This is a genomic window from Variovorax sp. Varisp85 (assembly GCF_047304045.1).
Classification (GTDB): domain Bacteria; phylum Pseudomonadota; class Gammaproteobacteria; order Burkholderiales; family Burkholderiaceae_C; genus Variovorax.
In genome coordinates, this window is sequence record NZ_JBGLYN010000001.1 from 191,673 (window position 1) to 209,820 (window position 18,148).

The window sequence follows — 18,148 nt, forward strand, 5'->3', positions numbered from 1 at the left end:
CAGCTTCAGCAACCGTTCAGTTCAGGGTGCACGCCCGCGCACGTGCCAGCAGGAGCGCCCGTTCGCGCGTGTTGCGGGTGAGCGAAGCCGCGCGATCGAATTCCTTGCGCGCCTCGTCGCGGCGGCCGAGCTTGAAGAGCAGGTCGCCGCGCACGGTCGGCAGCAGGTGGTAGCCCTGCAGTGCCGGCTCGCCCGTGAGCGCGTCCACAACCTCCAGCCCCGCGGCCGGCCCGAACGCCATCGACAGCGCCACCGCGCGGTTGAGTTCGACGATGGGCGACGGCGTGAGCTCGGCCAGCGCGTCGTAGAGCGCGGCGATGCGGCCCCAGTCGGTTTCGTCGGCGGTGCGCGCGCGGCCGTGGCAGGCGGCGATGGCCGCCTGCAGCGCATAGGGGCCGAGCGCGCCGCCGAGCGACTCGGCGCGCGTGAGCGCCGCGAGGCCGCGGCGGATCAGCATCTGGTCCCAGCGCGCCCGGTTCTGTTCGAGCAGCAGCACCGGTTCGCCCGAGGCACCCACACGCGCGGCGGTGCGGGAGGCCTGGATTTCCATCAGCGCCACGAGGCCGTGCACTTCGGATTCGCCGGGCACCAGCTCGGCCACGATGCGGCCCAGGCGCATGGCTTCGTCGCACAGCGCCGGACGCATCCAGTCGTCGCCGGCGGTGGCCGAATAGCCTTCGTTGAAGATCAGATAGAGCACTTCGAGCACCGAGGCGAGCCGTGCCTCGAGCTCGTGCCGGCGCGGCACCTCGAAAGGCACGCGCGCCTCGGCCAGCGTGCGCTTGGCGCGCACGATGCGCTGCGCCACGGTGGCTTCGGGCACGAGGAAGGCGCGAGCGATCTCGCCGGTGGTGAGGCCGCCCATCAGCCGCAGCGTGAGCGCCACGCGCGCCTCGGTCGACAGCACCGGGTGACAGGCGGTGAACACCAGGCGCAGCAGGTCGTCGCCGATGTCGTCGTCGAGCGCGGCATCGACCGCCTCGGCGAAATCGTGCTGCGCCATGTCGTGCCGGGCGTCGAGTTCGCGGCCGATCTCGCCGGCCTTGCGTTCGGCCAGTTGCAGGTGGCGCAGGCGGTCGAGGGCGCGGCGCTTGGCCACTGCCGTGAGCCAGGCCGCCGGGTTGTCGGGCACGCCCGATTCGCTCCATTGCTCGAGGGCCGAGACCAGCGCGTCCTGGGCCAGCTCTTCGGCCAGCCCCACGTCGCGCACCATGCGCGCGACAGTGGCGATGATCTTCGCGGACTCGATGCGCCATACCGCCTCGATGGTGCGGCGGATGGCGGTGGTGTCCGCGCGGCCCTCGCCGTGGCTCATGCGCCGGTCTTCTTCACCGTCTGCATCGACGTGAATTCGGTGGCCACGGCCTGCACGTCGGCCGGGAAGTCGCCGATCTCCTGGATCTGGCGCACCTCGATGACCTCGTTGTCGCCGCCCGGGCAGCGGCTGGCCCATTCGATGGCGGCGGCGCGCGAGGGCACGTCGATGATCCAGAAGCCGCCGAGCACTTCCTTCGCCTCGGCAAAGGGGCCGTCGACCACGGTGGGCTTGCGGTCCTTGAAGCTCACACGCGCGCCCATCGAGGGGGGATGCAGGCCGTCGCAGCTGATCAGCACGCCGGCTTTCTGCAGCGACTCGTTGTAGGCCATCATGGCCGACACCGCCTCGACGTCGTCGGGCATGGTGCCGGGCGCGGCGGTTTCGTAGCCGTGGGGAATCATCAGCAGCATGAATCGCATGGTGCGTCTCCTTGGGTAGGTCCGGTTGCGTTGTGCTGGCGGCCGCTTCAGCCGCCGGCCTTGGCGCGGGCCTCGGTCTCGGCCCGCAGGCGGTCTTCCTGGGCGAGCAGCTCGGGCGTCATCGAGTCGCCGAAGTCGGCCGCCTCGAACACCTGGCGGATCTCGATCTCGCCTTCCTGGAACGGACTGCGCTTGATCCATTCGATGGCTTCTTCCTTGGACTTGCACTGGAACAGCCAGAAGCCGGCCAGCAGCTCCTTGGTCTCGGCGAAGGGGCCGTCGATGACGGTGCGCTTGGCCGGACCCTCGCAGCGCACGCGCACCCCCTTGGAGCTGGGGTGCAGGCCTTCGCCAGCCAGCAGCACGCCGGCCTTGACCAGTTCCTCGTTGAACTTGCCCATGGCCGTGAGGATTTCGGTGCTGGGCATCACGCCGGCTTCGGAATCGGCGTTGGCCTTGACCAGAATCATGAATCGCATGTCGTTTCTCCTGAAGGTTGATGAGCTTGGGAGCGGCTCGATGGAATTTGCCTGCTCCTGTTCACACGTCGGACGAGCGGAAGACGGATCGACACGCTCGCGTCGATCTATTTGTAATTTTGTGCTTCAGAAACTCGAGGCTTCAGGGCAGGTAGCCGCAGAAGCGCAACACATGCCCGTCGGGCTCGCGGATCGCGAATTCGCGCAGTCCCCAAGGCTGGGAGACCGGCGGCTCGATGATCGTCACGCCGCGCTTCACGTAAGCGGCATGCAGCCCGTCGATGTCCTTGCCCACGTGGATCACGATTTCGCCGCGCCAAGGTTTGGCCTCGCGCGCGTTGCACTGCCACAGCCGCAGGTAGACCGGGTCGCCGTAGCTGCGGTCGCCCTTCTTCACGCGGGCGTAGCTGGGCGGCTCTCCCGCGATGAAATCGAGCTCGAAGCCCAGCACGTCGCGAAACCAGCGCGCGGCGCGCGAGACATCCGACACCGGCAGCACCGGCTGAACGCCATGGAATTCATGCAGGGTGCCCAGATCGGGCGCCGGGCTCACACCGGCCTTCGCGTCCATTTCAATTGGCCGTGCGGCGAAGGGTGGCGACGCGCTCGGCAATCGCGTCGATGTCGAGGGCGTCCTCGGCCTTCGCCAGGTAGGTTTCCAGGTCGCGCACGGCCTGCGTCGTGTTGCCCTGTTCGGCGTGCGCGACGCCGCGGTCGCGGTACTCGCCCCAGGCGCTGGGCAGCAGCGCGATCAGGCGGTCCTGCACGGCGATGACGCGCTGCCAGTCTTCCTGCGCGTGATGCACTTCCTTCAGGTTGCGCAGCATGCGGGCGATGATTTCGCGCGGACTGGCAGGCTGCAGGTACAGGCCCAGCGGCACGTCGAAATCGCCGACGAGGCCGTTGCTGCGCTTGTAGGGCTCGAGCCGCTCGCCCAGTTCCTCGCGCGACAGCGACTTGCCGGTGAAGGGATCGATCACCACCTGCCCCTTGGGCAGCGTCACCTTGAGCATGAAATGCCCCGGAAAGCCGATGCCGCGCGCCTGCAGGCCCAGGCCCTGCGCCAGCTCCATCCACAGCACGGCCAGCGAGATCGGAATGCCGCGGCGGGTGCGCAGCACGGCGTTCAGGTAGCTGTTGTCGGGGTCGTAGTAGTCGTTGACGTTGCCGCCGAAGCTCAGGTCGTTGAAGAAGAACTGGTTCAGGGCGCGCAGGCGGGCCAGTGGCGCGGCGTCGGCCGGCAGGCGGCGCTTGAGGCGGGCGAGGAGTTGGTCGACATCGCCCAGCACCTGCTGCACATCGAGTTCGGGGTATTCGTCCTGCGCCAGGCTGGCGGCCGCTTCGAGCAGCGGAAAGTGATCGTCGCTGCAGACCAGCGATTCGAAATACTCCAGTGCGGTGGGAACCTGAAAGCTGAACGTCATGTGTCTTTGTAGAGGAGCCCGCCAGGTGCGTCAAGGCGGGACACGTGCGGATTGCGGCGCCTGCGCGCGAGGGTTCAGCGGCGAACGAAGCTGCGCAGCCGCACACCCACCGCCGCCAGCACGGCGAAATAGAGCAGCGCGGCGCCGGCGATCAGCGCGGCGAGCAGGCCGATGCGCAGCAGGCGCTGGTCGCGCAGAGCGATCCAGTCGAAATGCGCCGAGCCCCAGACCAACAGGCCCGCCAGCACCAGCGTGCCGGCCAGCACCTGCAGCGCGAACCTGCCCCAGCCCGGCTCGGGCCTGTAGCTGCCGCGGCGCACCAGGCCGACCAGCAGCCACGTCGAGTTGACCAGCGCGCCGATGGCGATGGTCAGGGTCAGCGCCGCGTGCTGCAGCGCCGGCACCAGGAAGATGTTGAGGATCTGCGTCAGCACCAGCACGCCCACGGCGATGAGCATCGGCGTGCGCGTGTCGTGCTTGGCGTAGTAGCCGGGTGCCAGCACCTTCACGGCCACGATGCCGACCAGCCCGACGCCGTAGCCCATCAGCGCCAGGGTGGTGCGGCCCACGTCCTCTCCCGAGTAGGCGCCGTTGTGGAAGAGCACCGCCACCAGCGGTTTTGCGAACAGCAGCAAGGCGACGGCGCACGGCGCCGACAGCAGCACCACGAGGCGCAGGCCCCAGTCGAGCAGCGAGGAATAGCGCGCGTCGTCCTTGGCGGCGCGGGCGCCGGCCAGCTGCGGCATCAGCACCACGCCGAGGGCGACGCCGAGCATCGCGGTGGGAAACTCCATCAGCCGGTCGGCGTTGGTGATCCAGGTGACGCTGCCCACCGCCAGGTGGGAGGCGATCTGCGTGTTGATGAGCAGCGATATCTGCGCCACGCTCACACCCAGCAGCGCGGGCAGCATCAGCCTGAGCACCTTGCGCGTGTTCGGGTCGGTCCAGGCGGTGCGCAGCGCCCGAAGGCTGGTTCCCACGCGCGGCATCAGCCCCAGCTTGCGCAGTGCCGGCATCTGCAGCGCAAGCTGCAGCACGCCGCCCACCATCACGCCCACGCACTGTGCATAGATCGGCTCGATGCCCCAGTGCCGGAAAAGCGGCGCCCCGACCAGAATCGACAGGATCAGCGCCACGTTGAGCAGCACCGGCGAGGCCGCCGGCACCGCGAACTTGCGCCAGGTGTTGAGAATGCCGCCCGCCAGCGCCACCAGCGACATGAAGCCGATGTACGGGAACATCCAACGCGTCATGACGATGGCGGCGTCGAAGCCGGGCAGCCCGCTGGCCATGGCCCAGACCAGCAGGGGCGCGCCGGCCACGCCTGCCACGCAGACGATCAGCAGCGTCCAGGTCAACAGCGTGGCGACGTGGTCGATGAGCTGCCTGGCGCCCTCCTCCCCGGCTTCGGCCTTGCGCGCGGCCAGCACCGGCACGAAGGCCTGGCTGAAGGCGCCTTCGCCGAAGACCCGCCGGAACAGGTTGGGGATGCGGAATGCGACGTTGAACGCGTCGGTCAGCGCGCTGACGCCGAAAACCGAGGCAAACAGCACGTCGCGCACGAGGCCCGTGATCCGCGAGGCGAGGGTCAGCAGGGAGACGGTGGAGGCGGATTTGAGCAGGGACACGGGGGCCGAGTGTAGGGCCCGCCAAACCCCTGAAACGGGCCGATTCGGCGGAAAAGGCAACCCGGCCTATAATCGAGGGCTTTGCTGCATCATCCTCAGACACCTAAGGAACATTAAATATGGCATCCGCCAAGCCCAAGAAGAAGAACCCGCGCCTCGCCTCCGGCCGTAAGCGCGTCCGCCAGGACACCAAGCTCAACGCTGCGAACACCTCGCTGCGCTCCAAATACCGTACCGCTGTCAAGAACGTCGAAAAGGCTGTTCTGGCTGGCGACAAGACCAAGGCAAGCGAACTGTTCGCGAAGGCCCAGAGCATCGTCGACACCGTCGCCGACAAGGGCATCTTCCACAAGAACAAGGCCGCCCGCGACAAGAGCCGCCTGTCGGCCAAGGTCAAGGCCCTCGCCCTGGCGCCTGAAAAGGCCGCCGCCTGACACCTGTCAGGCAAGCCCGGATCGGAATCCTCCGGTCCGCCGTTTGATCGGGGTGCGCTGCAGCAAAGTGTAAAAAACCGCCTTCGGGCGGTTTTTTCATGCCCGGCTGGTTCATGAAACCAGGGGACGGACAAGAAAAAAGGCCGGTCAGGCCTTTGGGGGTGGGGTGTCGGGAACCAGACAGGCTTCGGCGACCTGCAGATCGTTGTCCTTGGCGAAATTCACACAGAAGTCCCAAGCCATGGGCTCGGCGTCGCGCAGCGCTCGGTTCACGACCACGCACTTCACGCCATTGATGGTCGTCGGCACGCACCAGGGCGAATAGCTCAGGTAGCTGCCCGGAAAGGCGCCGCCGGGGCGAAAAGAGCTCATGACGCCGGCCAGGCGCTCGGCCCAATCGCTCGGGCGAAAGGTCCGGCCATCCTTGGTAATTCCCTGGATGAAGATTTCTTTGGCAGTGGAGGAAATCATCGTTGAATGAGGCGACCGGAGCAGGTGCTGCGGTGCAGCAAGCGATTCTATCCGCGGCACTTTTTGCATCCTGAACACGGGGCATTGCTGTAATGCGCAATCCTCAACGAAGCCGTCAAACCGCACGCCTAGAATCCGCGTTCCCTATCTGGAGAACCCGAATGAGCGCTACCGCCCAGCCCACCTCGCCCCACGTCATGAACACCTACGGTCGCCTGCCGATCGCGCTGTCGCACGGCCAGGGCTGCCGAGTCTGGGACACCACGGGCAAGGCCTACATCGACGGCCTCGGCGGCATCGCAGTGAACACCCTGGGCCACAACCACCCCGAGCTGGTGCCCGCCCTGCAGGACCAGCTGACCAAGCTGATCCACAGTTCCAACTACTACCACGTGACCGGCCAGGAGCAGCTCGCCACCAAGCTGACCGAAATCTCGGGCCTCACCAACGCGTTCTTCTGCTGCACGGGTCTCGAAGCCAACGAAGCCGCACTGAAGCTGGCCCGCAAGTTCGGCCATGACAAGGGAATCGAGCGTCCCGAGATCGTCGTCTACGAAGCCGCCTTCCACGGCCGCAGCATCGCCACCCTCTCGGCCACCGGCAATCCCAAGGTGCAGGCCGGCTTCGGCCCGCTGGTCGAGGGCTTCATCCGCGTGCCGCTGAACGACATCGAGGCACTGAAGAAGGCCACCGAAGGCAACCCCAATGTTGTGGCCGTGTTCTTCGAAACCATCCAGGGCGAAGGCGGCATCAACCCGATGCGCTGGGAATACCTGAAGCAGGTGCGCGCCCTGTGCGACGAGCGCGACTGGCTCATGATGATCGACGAGGTGCAGTGCGGCATGGGCCGTACCGGCAAATGGTTCGCCCACCAGTGGGCGGGCATCAAGCCCGACGTCATGCCGCTGGCCAAGGGCCTGGGCTCGGGCGTGCCGATCGGCGCCGTGGTGGCCGGCCCCAAGGCCGCCAACATCTTCGGGCCCGGCAACCACGGCACCACATTCGGGGGCAACCCGCTCGCGATGCGCGCCGGCATCGAGACCATCCGCATCATGGAAGAGCACCAGCTGCTCGAGAACGCTGCCACCGTGGGCGCCCACCTGAAGGCCGCGCTGGAGCGCGAAATCGGCGGCCTGCCGGGCGTGAAGGAAATCCGCGGACAGGGCCTGATGCTCGGCATCGAGCTCGACCGCCCCTGCGGCGTGATCCTGAACCGCGCCTGCGACGCCGGCCTCCTGCTGAGCGTGACGGCCGACAAGGTGATCCGCCTCGTGCCGCCGCTCATCCTGACCACGGCCGAAGCCGACGAGATCGTCGCCATCCTCGCGCCGATCGTGAAAACCTTCCTGTCGGAGCCTGCAGCGCAATGACGACCGCCGCCACCCCCAACGCCATCCGCCACTACCTGCAGTTCTCGGACTTCACGGCCGACGAATATGCCTACCTCTTCGATCGCATGGCGATCATCAAGAAGAAGTTCAAGACCTACGAGAAGCACCAGCCGCTGGTCGACCGCACGCTGGCCATGATCTTCGAGAAGGCCAGCACGCGCACCCGCGTGAGCTTCGAGGCCGGCATGTACCAGCTCGGCGGCAGCGTGGTGCACCTGACCACCGGCGACAGCCAGCTCGGCCGCGCCGAGCCCATCGAGGACAGCGCCAAGGTCATCAGCCGCATGGTCGACCTCGTGATGATCCGCACGTACGAGCAGACCAAGATCGACGCCTTCGCCGCGCACTCGCGCGTTCCGGTCATCAACGGCCTGACCAACGAATTCCACCCCTGCCAGATCCTCGCGGACATCTTCACCTACATCGAGCACCGCGGTTCGCGCGACGCGGGAGGCGATGCACTTTCGTGCCTCAAGGGCAAGACCGTGGCCTGGGTTGGCGACGGCAACAACATGGCCAACACCTGGCTGCAGGCGGCCGAGATCCTGGGCTTCACGGTGCACGTGAGCACGCCCAGCGGCTACGAGGTCGACCAGTCGATCGCGGGCATTCGCTCGGGCGACAGCTACAAGGTCTTCCAGGACCCGATGGAGGCCTGCCGCGGCGCCGACCTCGTCACCACCGACGTCTGGACCAGCATGGGCTACGAGGCCGAGAACGAGGCGCGCCGCAAGGCCTTCGCCGACTGGTGCGTCGACGAGGACATGATGCGCATCGCGCAGCCCGACGCCCTCTTCATGCACTGCCTGCCCGCGCACCGCGGCGAGGAAGTGCAGGCCGAGGTCATCGACGGGCCGCAGTCGGTGGTGTGGGACGAGGCCGAGAACCGGCTGCATGCGCAGAAGGCGCTGATGGAGTTCCTGCTCCTCGGCAGGTTATAGGCACTCCCCCAGGCTCCGCGCACTTCGTGTCGCTTCGCCAACCCCTCGCCGGGGGCAACACCTGCGGCCCGGCAAAGCCGGTTCAGCGGTGTTCCTGAGACAGATCGTCAACTGGGACTTGCCATGAATGACTGCCAGCAATGCGGCGCCTGCTGCGCCAGCTACCGCGTCGACTTCAGCGTCCATGAGCTCGACGACAACGGCGGCAGCGTGCCTTCCGGCCTCGCGGTCGAGGTGAACGACGCCATCTGCCGCATGCGCGGCACCGACCACACGCCCATGCGCTGCGCAGCGCTCACCGGCAAGATCGGCCAGGCCGTGGGTTGCGGCATCTACGAATGGCGCCCCAATCCGTGCCACGAGCTGCAGGCCGGCAGCGACGCCTGCGAGCGGGCGCGCGCCCGGCACGGACTGCCCGCGCTGTCGCCGCTTCATTGACGGCTTCAACTCGTCACATAAGGTGTTGGAAATAACCGACACCACGACCGCTCGCCGGGCGCTAACTTCGCGCCATGCGTTCAAAGCAACCCCGCCCCCGAATCTGGGACATCTCGCCGCCCGTGCATGAAGGCACGCCGGTGTTTCCCGGCGATACGCCCTACCAGCAGCGCTGGGCAGCGACCATCTCGCCGGACTGCCCGGTGAACGTCAGCGAGATCAAGCTCTCGCCCCACGTCGGCGCGCACGCCGATGCGCCGCTGCACTACGACCCCGCAGGCCAGACCATCGGCAACGTCGACCTCACGCCCTTCCTCGGCCCCTGCCGCGTGATTCATGCGATCGACAAGGGCCCGCTGATCGAATGGGAGCACATCTCCCACGCCGTCGACAGCAACCTGCCGCAGCGCGTGCTGGTGCGCACCTACACCGCCATGCCGGTGGACCGATGGGACCCTCGGCTTGCCGCCTACGCCCCCGCCACCGTCGAGCGCCTCGCGGCCATGGGCGTGAAGCTCATCGGCATCGACACTGCCAGCATCGACCCGGCCGACAGCAAGACGCTGGACAGCCACCAACGCATCCGCCGCCTCGACCTGCGCGTGCTCGAGAACCTCGTGCTCGACGACGTGCCCGAAGGCGACTACGAACTCATCGCGCTGCCGCTCAAGCTGGTCAGCGCCGATGCATCCCCCGTTCGCGCGGTCCTGCGCGAACTCCCCCGCTGAAACCTCCAACATGACGACCCTTGCAGACTGCCGCGCGCTCGACGCGCAAGACCCGCTGCGCGCCTTGCGCGACCAATTCACCATTCCCGAGGACGTGCTCTACCTCGACGGCAACTCGCTCGGCGTGATGCCCACGGCCGCCGCGGCGCGCATCGCCGAAGTCGTGACGAAGGAATGGGGCGAAGGCCTGATCCGCTCGTGGAACACCGCAAGCTGGTTCGACCTGCCGCAACGCCTGGGTGACAAGGTAGCCCGACTGATCGGCGCCGCGCCCGGCGAAGTGGTGTGCACCGACAGCACCTCGGTCAATCTCTACAAGGTGCTGTTCGCTGCGCTGTCGCAGCACAAGGACAGTGGCCGAAAGCTGGTGGTGAGCGAACGCAGCAACTTTCCGACCGACCTCTACATCGCCGAGTCGCTGTGCCGCGAACGCGGCTTCACGCTCAAGCTGATCGATGCGAGCGAACTGCCGGACGTTCTGACCGACGAAGTGGCCGTGCTGATGCTGACGCACGTGAACTACCGCACCGGCGCCATGCACGACATGAAAGCCGTCACCGCCGCCGCGCACGCCGCGGGCGCGCTCACGGTGTGGGACCTCGCTCACAGCGCGGGCGCGGTGCCGGTCGCACTCAACGAGAGCAACGCCGACTACGCGATCGGCTGCGGCTACAAGTACCTCAACGGCGGCCCCGGCGCACCGGCCTTCGCATGGGTGCACACGAAGCATGCGGGCCAGTTCGAGCAGCCGCTGTCGGGCTGGTGGGGCCACGCGGCGCCCTTCGAGTTCACGCCGCACTATCGCCCGGCCCCAGGCGTCGGGCGGTATCTCTGCGGCACGCAGCCGATCATCGCGCTCGCGGGCCTGGAATGCGGTCTCGACACCGTGCTCGCGGCCGAAGCCTTCAACGGCGATCACGGCGCGATGGCAGCGCTGCGCACGAAGTCGCTCGCGCTGACCGATCTCTTCATCAAGCTGGTGGAAGAACGCTGCGCCGGCCAGGGCCTCTCGCTCATCACCCCACGCGATCACGCCCAACGCGGCTCGCAGGTCTGCCTGAGCCGTGAAGAAGGCGCCTACGCCATCGTGCAGGCGCTGATCGCGCGCGGCGTCATCGGCGACTACCGCGCCGGCGACTCGCAGATGCCCGACATCCTGCGCTTCGGCTTCACGCCGCTGTACATCGGCTTCGAGGACGTGTGGAACTCGGTCGAGCACCTCGTGCAGGTGCTCGAGACGGGCGAGTGGAAGCGCGAAGAGTTCAACCGCAAGAACGCCGTCACCTGAGCGGCGCCGCATCATGAAACACGCATTGCTCGCTCTTTCCGCCACGCTGCTGATGGCGGCAGCCCCCGCCCTTGCACAGCAGCCGAACTTCACGCTGCCGCAACTGAAGGCCTTCGTCGTCCTGTCGCCCGACGCCTTCCGCCAGGAGATCAAGCGCCAGGGCTTCTCGTATGCCGACAAGGCAGTGACCGACGAGGTCAGCATGATCGAGTACGAGAAGTTCGTCGACGGCCAGACCACGCATCTCATGAAGTCCACCTATGTGGAAAGCCGCGGCAGCGAGAACAGCATCCAGCTCTCGCTGACCGACAAGGCTGCCTTCGATCGCCTCGTGAAGGAAGTGCGCGACGCCGGCTACGCCCCGGCCGAGAAAGGCCGCATCCCGGGCGGCGAAACCTACCAGCAGTTCAAGCGCAAGGACGAAGCCGTGCGCTTCGTCTACCCCAGGAAAGAGTCCGGCATGGGCCTCCCCTCCTACACCGCCGTGGTCTGGCGATGACCAACCAGCAAACATCATGAGCACCGAAAAAATCGTACACGAAGAAGAGGCGCAACTGGACTTCAGCAAGTCCATGAGCTACGGCGACTACCTGCACCTCGACGAGATCCTCAACGCCCAGCACCCGCTATCGCCCGCGCACGACGAGATGCTGTTCATCGTGCAGCACCAGACCAGCGAACTCTGGATGAAGCTCATGCTGCACGAGTTGCGCGCGGCCATCGGCTGCATCGCCGACGAGAAGCTGGCCGACGCCTTCAAGATGCTCGCGCGCGTGAGCCGCATCATGGAACAGCTGGTGAGCGCATGGACCGTGCTCTCGACCATGACGCCGCCCGAGTACACGGCGATGCGCCCCTACCTCGCCAACTCCAGCGGCTTCCAGAGCGCGCAGTACCGCTGCATCGAGTTCGCGCTCGGCAACAAGAACGCCGCCATGCTCAAGCCGCACGCGCACCGTGCCGACCTGCTCGCGCAGGTCGAGGCGGCCTATCGCGCCCCCTCCCTGTACGACGAATCGCTTCGCCTGCTGGCGCGCCGCGGCCTTCCTGTGCCCGCCGATCGGCTGGAACGCGACTGGACCCAGCCCTACGAGGCGAGCGACGGCGTCGAAGCCGCGTGGCTCACGGTCTACCGGAACCCGCACGATCACTGGGATCTGTACCAGCTCGGCGAAAAGCTCACCGACCTCGAAGATGCATTCCGCCTCTGGCGCTTCCGCCACGTGACGACGGTGGAGCGTGTGATCGGCTTCAAGCGCGGCACCGGCGGCACGGGCGGCGTGAGCTACCTGCGCAAGATGCTCGACGTGGTGCTGTTTCCCGAGATCTGGAAGCTGCGCACCGATCTGTAGGCGCACAAGCCACGCAAACGCCCTAATAAAGCTGGGGTGGTCCGGATTGCTCCGCTGGCGCAAAGCGCTACATTTTTGGAAACAACGGAGGCCCCCGCCATGAACGACATCCGGTTCACACCCGACGAGCTTTCCACCTTGCGCGAACATGGCGTCGTGCTGTTCGCCGACCGCGTGATCTTCGATGCGCAGCCGCCGATGCCGCGGCAGCAGATCGATGCCGTGCAAGCCCAGTGCGCGGGCCCGGTCCCCGAAGCGCTGCTCGCGCTGTGGCTGCAGACCGCGGGCGGGCGGCTCGACTACGACCTGTCGCTCGAGATGAACGGCAATCTCGAAGCCATCAGCTGGAACGAGCTGTTCTGGAACGGCAGCGACGGCTACCACGACCTGCAGGGCTGGATCGCGCACGAACTCGAACTGGCCGAGGAAGCCGCGCAGGAAGGCGGCACGGCGTGGAGCGGCAAGCTCACGCACCTGCCTTTCGGCGGCTTCGAATACACCGACCGCATCTACGCGGTGGTGGAGCCCGGCGCCGGGCACGGGCAGGTCATCGCCTGGAAGAAGGGCCTGCCGCCGGCATGGACGCATGCGCTGCACGAAGACAGCGTGAACACCATCGCGCCCGACCTCATGGGTGCCTTCGCGGCTCTGCACCTGGAAGAAGACCCGCTGGCTCCCACGGGCGACTACTTCTCGGGGCAGACGCTGCTCGAATACCTCGACGACCGCCACGAGGAGCACGGACTCGACCTTGACCTGATGGACAAGCTGGTGGCCTTCTATTCCCGTGCCGTGGCCGACTGGCGCTCGCCACTGGCCGCGGGCACGCTGCGCCACCAGCCCTCGCTTGCACGCGTGGCGCTGCGCCATGCCATCGCGACCGACGATGCCGAGCTGGTCGCCGAGCTCGCCGCCGCGGGCGTGGACTTCGACGGCCCGCTGCAAGGTAGCGCGCTCGCGACCGACGTCGCTGTGGGGCACGGCGCTTTCGCCGCGGCCGCGGCACTGGTGCGTGCGGGTGCGCCGGTGGCGGCCGATGCACTGCGCAACATCGATGGACAGATCGCGCCCGAACTCACGAGCGCGCTGCTGGCCAACGGCGCGGAGCCCAACGTGGCTGCGATCGTCAAGTGCGCGGCCTGCGGTGCGCCCGCGAGCGCGCACCTGATCGCGGATGCCTGTGCGCGGGCGGGCATCGACGTGCAGCCGGCCTTCACCGCGGACCGCGATGCGATGCTGCTCGAACTGAAGACCACGCTCGCCGACAAGCACGGCCACTACCTGGGGCAGGAAGGGCTTGCAGAGCGCATCGAGCACCTGCAGACTTTTCAGCTGTGAAACGAGCTCTCCTTGCGTGATGCGTGGCCTGTGCACGCACCCCGGGGGACACAAGCATCAACCGCCGTACAGCCACGGCTGGTCGAGCAGCTTTGCTCCCAACAAGCGCATCGCCATGTCGCGCCCCAACCGCATTGCGCCCGTGGCGTGGAAGATCTCGCCGTTGCGGCGCGCACGCGCCTGCACCTGCGCATTGCGTGCCCAGCGCGCCTCGGCATAGCGCGCGAACGCGGCGGGCACGTCGGCGGCGCTGCCGTCGCCCAGCGCATCGGCCAGCGCCACCGCGTCTTCGATGGCCATGCCCGCGCCCTGCGCGAGGTACGGCACCATCGGATGCGCCGCATCGCCTACCAGCGCGATGCGCTCGTGCGCCATGTCGGCCGCGCCGCTCAGGGGTGCGCGGTCACCGAGCGACCACGCGCGCCAGCCGGGCATGGCGTCGAGCAGCGCCTGCAGGCCCGTGCAGCTGCGGCCCATGGCCTGCTTCAGCGCGGCGATGCTGCCGGCCTGGTCCCAGTCGCGCGCATCGCCTGCGGGGGCGGACTCGGCGATGACAACCACGTTGAGCCAATCGCCGCCGCGCACCGGGTACGCCACCGCATGCAGGCGCGGGCCGAGCCAGACGTCGACTTGCCGGCGGCGCAATGCAGCGGGCAGCCTCGCCTGCTCGGCCATGGCGCGCCAGGCCGTGTGGCCGGTGACGCGCGGCGGTTGCGCGGCAGACGCGGAGTCGAGCTCCTGCCGCACCATGCTCCATAGGCCATCGGCCCCGACGACGGCTTCGCCTTCCCAGGCGCGCGCATCGGTGCTCGACAGGCACACGAGGTCGTCGCTGGTTTCCACCTGCGTGATGTGCGCCGCGGTGACGAGCGTGCCGGTGCCGCGTGCGCGTACGGCATCGAGCAGCAGGCCGTGCAGATCGGCGCGGTGCACGCAGAAATAGGGAGCGCCGTAGCGCTGCTGCATGGCGTCTCCGAGCGGCATGCGAGCCAGCTCCGAGCCGCCTTCGGCGCTGTGCACCGCGAGCGCATCGGGCCGCGCCGCAATGGCCGCGAGCCCGGAGCCCAGGTCGAGTTGCTGAAGGCGCCGCGTGGCGTTGGGGCCGAGCTGCACGCCGGCGCCGATTTCGCCGAAAGCCGCGGCCTGTTCGAAGACGTCGGCCCGGTGCCGTTGGCGGGACAGCGCCAGCGCAACGGCCAGCCCTCCGATGCCGCCCCCGGCGACGAGGATGTGCGCGGGCATCGGCTCAGCGGCTGTGCGTGGACGGCGGCGCGATGGTGCCCTGGTCGGCTTCGGGTTGCTTCAGGGGAGTCTTGGGAGCGCAGCTTCCACAGCTGTCGCAAGAGCCGCAGCCCGAGGTCTTTGCCAGCGAGGCGGCCAGCTCCTTCGCGCGGGCTTCGTCGACCCAGCCCGCGCGGTGCGTACCGGCCGCGAGCTTCTGCGCCGCGCCGCGGCGCCAGCCCGCGGGCATCCAGCGCCAGACCGCATAGAGCGCGGCTGCCGCGACGATCAATCCGACGATCAGTTGTTGCGTCATATCTCAAATACTCCAATCCCGAAGCCTATACCGCGGGGAATACCGCGGAACCGGCTTCGCCGGGCCGCCGGTATTGCCCCCTGCAAGGGGGTGGGCAGCCACACGAAGTGGGCAAGCCTGGGGGTTTGCTTTTTTACCCCGCTCCGAGTGCCAGTGCAACGCGGTAGGTGATGAAGCACGCCATGTAGGCCAGCGCAAAGAGATAGCCGGCCATGATCCAGACGTACTTCCACGAGCCTGTCTCGCGCTTCACGGCCGCGAGCGTCGAGATGCACTGCGGCGCGAACACGTACCAGACCAGCAGCGACAGCGCGGTAGCCAGCGACCAGCTGCCCGCGATCAGCGGCTCCAGCTGCCCCGCCACGTCGTCGCCCGTGGCCGACAGCGCATACACCGTGCCGAGCGCTCCCACGGCCACCTCGCGCGCCGCCATGCCCGGCACCAGCGCGATCGAGATCTGCCAGTTGAAGCCGATGGGCGCGAAGATGTGCTCCAGCCCGCGGCCGATCATGCCAGCCAGGCTGTACTGGATGGCCGGCCCGGTCGCGCCTTCCGGCGGCGAGGGGAAGGTCGACAGGAACCACAGCAGGATGGTCAGCGTGAGGATGATCGTGCCCACGCGCTGGATGAAGATCCAAGCCCGTTCGTACAGGCCCAGCGCCAGGTTGCGCGGGTTCGGCCAGCGGTAGGCGGGCAGCTCCATCAGCAGCGGCGAATGCGAGGTGCTGTCGCGAAAGCGCTTCATCACCCAGGCCACGGCCATCGCCGAGACGATGCCGAACACGTACAGCGCGAACAGCACCACGCCCTGCAGGTTGAACACGCCGCCCACCGTGCGCGCCGGAATGAAGGCCGCAATCAGCAGCGCATACACCGGCAGCCGCGCCGAGCAGGTCATGAGCGGCGCGATCATGATGGTCGTGATGCGGTCGCGCCAGTTGCTGATGGTGCGCGTGGCCATCACGCCGGGAATGGCGCAGGCGAAGCTCGACAGCAGCGGAATGAACGAGCGGCCCGAGAGGCCCACGGTGCCCATCACGCGATCGAGCAGGAAGGCCGCACGCGGCAGGTAGCCCGAGTCTTCCAGAGCGAGGATGAAGAGGAAAAGAATCAGGATCTGCGGCAGGAAGACGATCACGCCGCCCACGCCGGCGATGACCCCGTCGACCAGCAGGCTCTGCAGCATGCCCTCCGGCATGTGCGCCTTGAGCAGGCTGCCCAGCCCCTCGGTGCCGGCCTTGATGGCGTCCATCGGCACATTGGCCCAGCTGAACACGGCCTGGAACATCAGGAACATGGTGACGGCGAGCACCAGCATGCCCCACAGCGGATGCATCACCACGCGGTCGATGCGGTCGCTGGTGGCGAGGCTGCCCGCCGGCTCCTTCACCGCCAGGCCGAGGATGCGGCGCACCTCGCGCTGCGTGGCCAGCACGTCGTCGAGCCCCGGTGCCTGCCAGGGCCGCGGCGCAGCGGCGGCCACGGGCGTGTCGAGCGCTTCGAGCAGGCCCTGCGCGCCACCGCTGTGCACGCCGACCGTCTCGATGACCGGCACGCCCAGTTCGCGAGAGAGCACCGCCGTGTCGACCGCGATGCCCTGCTTCCTGGCCATGTCGGTCATGTTGAGCGCCACCACCATCGGCAGGCCCAGCCGCCTGGCCTCGAGCACCAGCCGCAGGTTCAGGCGCAGGTTGGTGGCGTCGGTGACGCACACCAGCAGGTCGGGCAAGGCTTCCTTGCTCCGGCCGGTGACGACGTCGCGGGTGACGGCCTCGTCGGCGCTCAGCGCGTTCAGGCTGTAGGCACCCGGCAGGTCGAGCACGAACACGCGGCGGCCCGACGGCGTGCGCAGCGTGCCTTCCTTGCGCTCGACCGTCACGCCGGCGTAGTTGGCCACCTTCTGGCGGCTGCCGGTGAGCAGGTTGAACAGCGCGGTCTTGCCGCAGTTGGGGTTGCCCAGCAAGGCGATACGGCCGGGCTGAGCGGTAGGCGCGAGGCGCCCGGGACCCTGGATGACGGCTTCAACCATGGTTGGCGGCTCCCGGCGTGACGTGGATCAGCGCGGCCTCGTGGCGGCGCAGTGCGAAGGTGGTGTGGCCGAGGCGGACCGCCAGCGGTTCGCGGCCCGGGATGCCGCTGGCGACGATGCGCACGGCCTCGCCGGGCACGAAGCCGATTTCCGTCAGGCGCAGGACCAGTTCGCGGCCGTCCGCATCCTCGGGGCGCGCCACGTCGAGCACGGTCGCCCACTGGTTGTTCGGAAGCTGGTCGAGGCGCAGGGCGACGGCGGTGGTCGGTGCTGCGCCGAAATCGATGGTTCGCACGGTGAGATGACGCCCGGAATATCGGGCGCGCCGGTAAGCAAAGGCTAGATGCTAGCAATTCTCACTCACAAAAACCTGACCAACCCCCTCAAAAGCATGGAAGCCCGGCAAATCGGGGGGTTTTCGCTCGGTTCGGCCGCCCCGTGCGGGGCTCAAGCGGCCAGTTCGACGACGCGTGCGGTGACGGCATCGCCGTCGATCAGCAGTTCGGCCACGGCGATGGGCAGCTTGAACCGGCGCGGGCCCGCGCTGCCCGGGTTGACGTACAGCACGCCGCCGCGCTCCGCGATCTTCGGCTGGTGCGAATGGCCCGAGACGACCACGCGCACGCCGGCCGCGGACGGGTCGATCCCGAGTTGCGCGAGGTCGTGGATGGCATGGAGGCGCACATCGCCGAATTCCAGCAGTTCGGTTTCAGCGATCGCCTCGGCCCAGGGCTCGCGGTCGTTGTTGCCGCGCACGGCCGTCAGCGGCGCGATGGCTGCGAGCGCCTCGAGGATGCCGGCGCTGCCGATGTCGCCGCCATGCACGATGAAGTCGCTGCCTTTCAGGAAAGCGACGGCCTCGGGCCGCAGGAGCCCGTGGGTGTCGGAAATGAGGCCGATGCGGAGCATGGAAGAAGAAAGGCCTCTCGGAAA

21 protein-coding genes are annotated in these 18,148 nt (G+C 67.8%); 9 read left to right on the forward strand and 12 right to left on the reverse strand.

All coding sequences use genetic code 11. From position 1 onward, the window contains the following. Window positions 1-16 precede the first annotated feature (16 nt). The 6 genes from ACCC97_RS00955 to murJ form a co-directional block, all read right to left on the reverse strand. Complete coding sequence (locus tag ACCC97_RS00955; RefSeq protein WP_413331385.1) at window positions 17-1,315, reverse strand: RNA polymerase sigma factor; 1,299 nt, start codon at window positions 1,313-1,315, stop codon at window positions 17-19. Further along, window positions 1,312-1,737 carry a YciI family protein gene (locus ACCC97_RS00960; protein WP_007831336.1) on the reverse strand — a complete coding sequence of 142 codons (426 nt, stop codon included), beginning with the start codon at window positions 1,735-1,737 and terminating at the stop codon, window positions 1,312-1,314. The genes ACCC97_RS00955 and ACCC97_RS00960 overlap by 4 nt, the downstream gene beginning before the upstream one ends. 47 nt (window positions 1,738-1,784) lie before the next feature. Further along, window positions 1,785-2,216 carry a YciI family protein gene (locus tag ACCC97_RS00965; RefSeq protein ID WP_413313495.1) on the reverse strand — a complete coding sequence of 144 codons (432 nt, stop codon included), beginning with the start codon at window positions 2,214-2,216 and terminating at the stop codon, window positions 1,785-1,787. A gap of 142 nt (window positions 2,217-2,358) precedes the next feature. Further along, complete coding sequence (locus ACCC97_RS00970; RefSeq protein ID WP_007831340.1) at window positions 2,359-2,787, reverse strand: bleomycin resistance protein; 429 nt, start codon at window positions 2,785-2,787, stop codon at window positions 2,359-2,361. 1 nt (window position 2,788) lies between these two features. After that, window positions 2,789-3,640 (reverse strand): SirB1 family protein, encoded by an 852-nt coding sequence (locus tag ACCC97_RS00975; RefSeq protein WP_007831342.1) that lies wholly within the window; start codon window positions 3,638-3,640, stop codon window positions 2,789-2,791. A gap of 74 nt (window positions 3,641-3,714) precedes the next feature. Further along, window positions 3,715-5,268 (reverse strand): murein biosynthesis integral membrane protein MurJ, encoded by a 1,554-nt coding sequence (gene murJ / locus ACCC97_RS00980; RefSeq protein WP_413331386.1) that lies wholly within the window; start codon window positions 5,266-5,268, stop codon window positions 3,715-3,717. Between the two features lie 119 nt (window positions 5,269-5,387). Between murJ and rpsT the strand changes: the two genes are divergently transcribed. Next, complete coding sequence (rpsT, locus tag ACCC97_RS00985; protein ID WP_007831346.1) at window positions 5,388-5,702, forward strand: 30S ribosomal protein S20; 315 nt, start codon at window positions 5,388-5,390, stop codon at window positions 5,700-5,702. Between the two features lie 147 nt (window positions 5,703-5,849). On the opposite strand, the gene ACCC97_RS00990 is transcribed toward rpsT, so the two are convergent. After that, window positions 5,850-6,173, reverse strand: coding sequence for a DUF3579 domain-containing protein (locus ACCC97_RS00990; RefSeq protein ID WP_007831348.1), 324 nt, complete (start codon window positions 6,171-6,173; stop codon window positions 5,850-5,852). A 161-nt stretch (window positions 6,174-6,334) separates the two neighbouring features. Between ACCC97_RS00990 and ACCC97_RS00995 the strand changes: the two genes are divergently transcribed. From ACCC97_RS00995 to ACCC97_RS01030, 8 genes are all read left to right on the forward strand, one after another. After that, complete coding sequence (locus ACCC97_RS00995) at window positions 6,335-7,543, forward strand: aspartate aminotransferase family protein (protein ID WP_007831350.1); 1,209 nt, start codon at window positions 6,335-6,337, stop codon at window positions 7,541-7,543. Further along, complete coding sequence (gene argF / locus ACCC97_RS01000; protein ID WP_056510143.1) at window positions 7,540-8,505, forward strand: ornithine carbamoyltransferase; 966 nt, start codon at window positions 7,540-7,542, stop codon at window positions 8,503-8,505. Before ACCC97_RS00995 ends, argF begins: the two co-directional genes overlap by 4 nt. 123 nt (window positions 8,506-8,628) lie before the next feature. Beyond that, the gene (locus tag ACCC97_RS01005; RefSeq protein WP_007831354.1) at window positions 8,629-8,943 is read left to right on the forward strand and encodes a YkgJ family cysteine cluster protein; all 315 of its coding nucleotides are present in this window, start codon (window positions 8,629-8,631) and stop codon (window positions 8,941-8,943) included. A gap of 74 nt (window positions 8,944-9,017) precedes the next feature. Further along, window positions 9,018-9,671: an arylformamidase gene (kynB, locus tag ACCC97_RS01010; RefSeq protein ID WP_007831356.1), complete on the forward strand. Its 654-nt coding sequence runs from the start codon at window positions 9,018-9,020 to the stop codon at window positions 9,669-9,671. Between the two features lie 10 nt (window positions 9,672-9,681). Further along, entirely contained in the window at window positions 9,682-10,959 is a 1,278-nt protein-coding gene (gene kynU / locus ACCC97_RS01015; RefSeq protein WP_042673085.1) for a kynureninase, read from the forward strand. A gap of 13 nt (window positions 10,960-10,972) precedes the next feature. Further along, complete coding sequence (locus ACCC97_RS01020; RefSeq protein ID WP_413331387.1) at window positions 10,973-11,458, forward strand: hypothetical protein; 486 nt, start codon at window positions 10,973-10,975, stop codon at window positions 11,456-11,458. Between the two features lie 16 nt (window positions 11,459-11,474). Then, window positions 11,475-12,311: a tryptophan 2,3-dioxygenase gene (gene kynA / locus ACCC97_RS01025; RefSeq protein WP_413331388.1), complete on the forward strand. Its 837-nt coding sequence runs from the start codon at window positions 11,475-11,477 to the stop codon at window positions 12,309-12,311. Window positions 12,312-12,410: 99 nt separating this feature from the next. Beyond that, complete coding sequence (locus tag ACCC97_RS01030) at window positions 12,411-13,649, forward strand: SMI1/KNR4 family protein (protein WP_413331389.1); 1,239 nt, start codon at window positions 12,411-12,413, stop codon at window positions 13,647-13,649. 57 nt (window positions 13,650-13,706) lie between these two features. Here the strand turns inward: ACCC97_RS01030 and ACCC97_RS01035 are convergent, their stop codons facing one another. The 5 genes from ACCC97_RS01035 to ACCC97_RS01055 all read right to left on the reverse strand — a co-directional run bounded on the left by ACCC97_RS01035 (window position 13,707) and on the right by ACCC97_RS01055 (window position 18,124). Continuing rightward, window positions 13,707-14,891 carry an FAD-dependent monooxygenase gene (locus ACCC97_RS01035; RefSeq protein ID WP_413331391.1) on the reverse strand — a complete coding sequence of 395 codons (1,185 nt, stop codon included), beginning with the start codon at window positions 14,889-14,891 and terminating at the stop codon, window positions 13,707-13,709. A gap of 4 nt (window positions 14,892-14,895) precedes the next feature. Beyond that, entirely contained in the window at window positions 14,896-15,186 is a 291-nt protein-coding gene (locus tag ACCC97_RS01040; RefSeq protein WP_413331392.1) for a DUF6587 family protein, read from the reverse strand. Window positions 15,187-15,319: 133 nt separating this feature from the next. Continuing rightward, window positions 15,320-17,215 (reverse strand): ferrous iron transporter B, encoded by a 1,896-nt coding sequence (gene feoB / locus ACCC97_RS01045; RefSeq protein ID WP_007831364.1) that lies wholly within the window; start codon window positions 17,213-17,215, stop codon window positions 15,320-15,322. Continuing rightward, window positions 17,208-17,510 (reverse strand): FeoA family protein, encoded by a 303-nt coding sequence (locus ACCC97_RS01050; RefSeq protein WP_007831365.1) that lies wholly within the window; start codon window positions 17,508-17,510, stop codon window positions 17,208-17,210. Before ACCC97_RS01050 ends, feoB begins: the two co-directional genes overlap by 8 nt. 152 nt (window positions 17,511-17,662) lie before the next feature. Then, on the reverse strand, window positions 17,663-18,124 hold the full coding sequence (locus ACCC97_RS01055) for a metallophosphoesterase family protein (RefSeq protein ID WP_007831366.1): 462 nt from the start codon (window positions 18,122-18,124) through the stop codon (window positions 17,663-17,665). Window positions 18,125-18,148 lie beyond the last annotated feature (24 nt).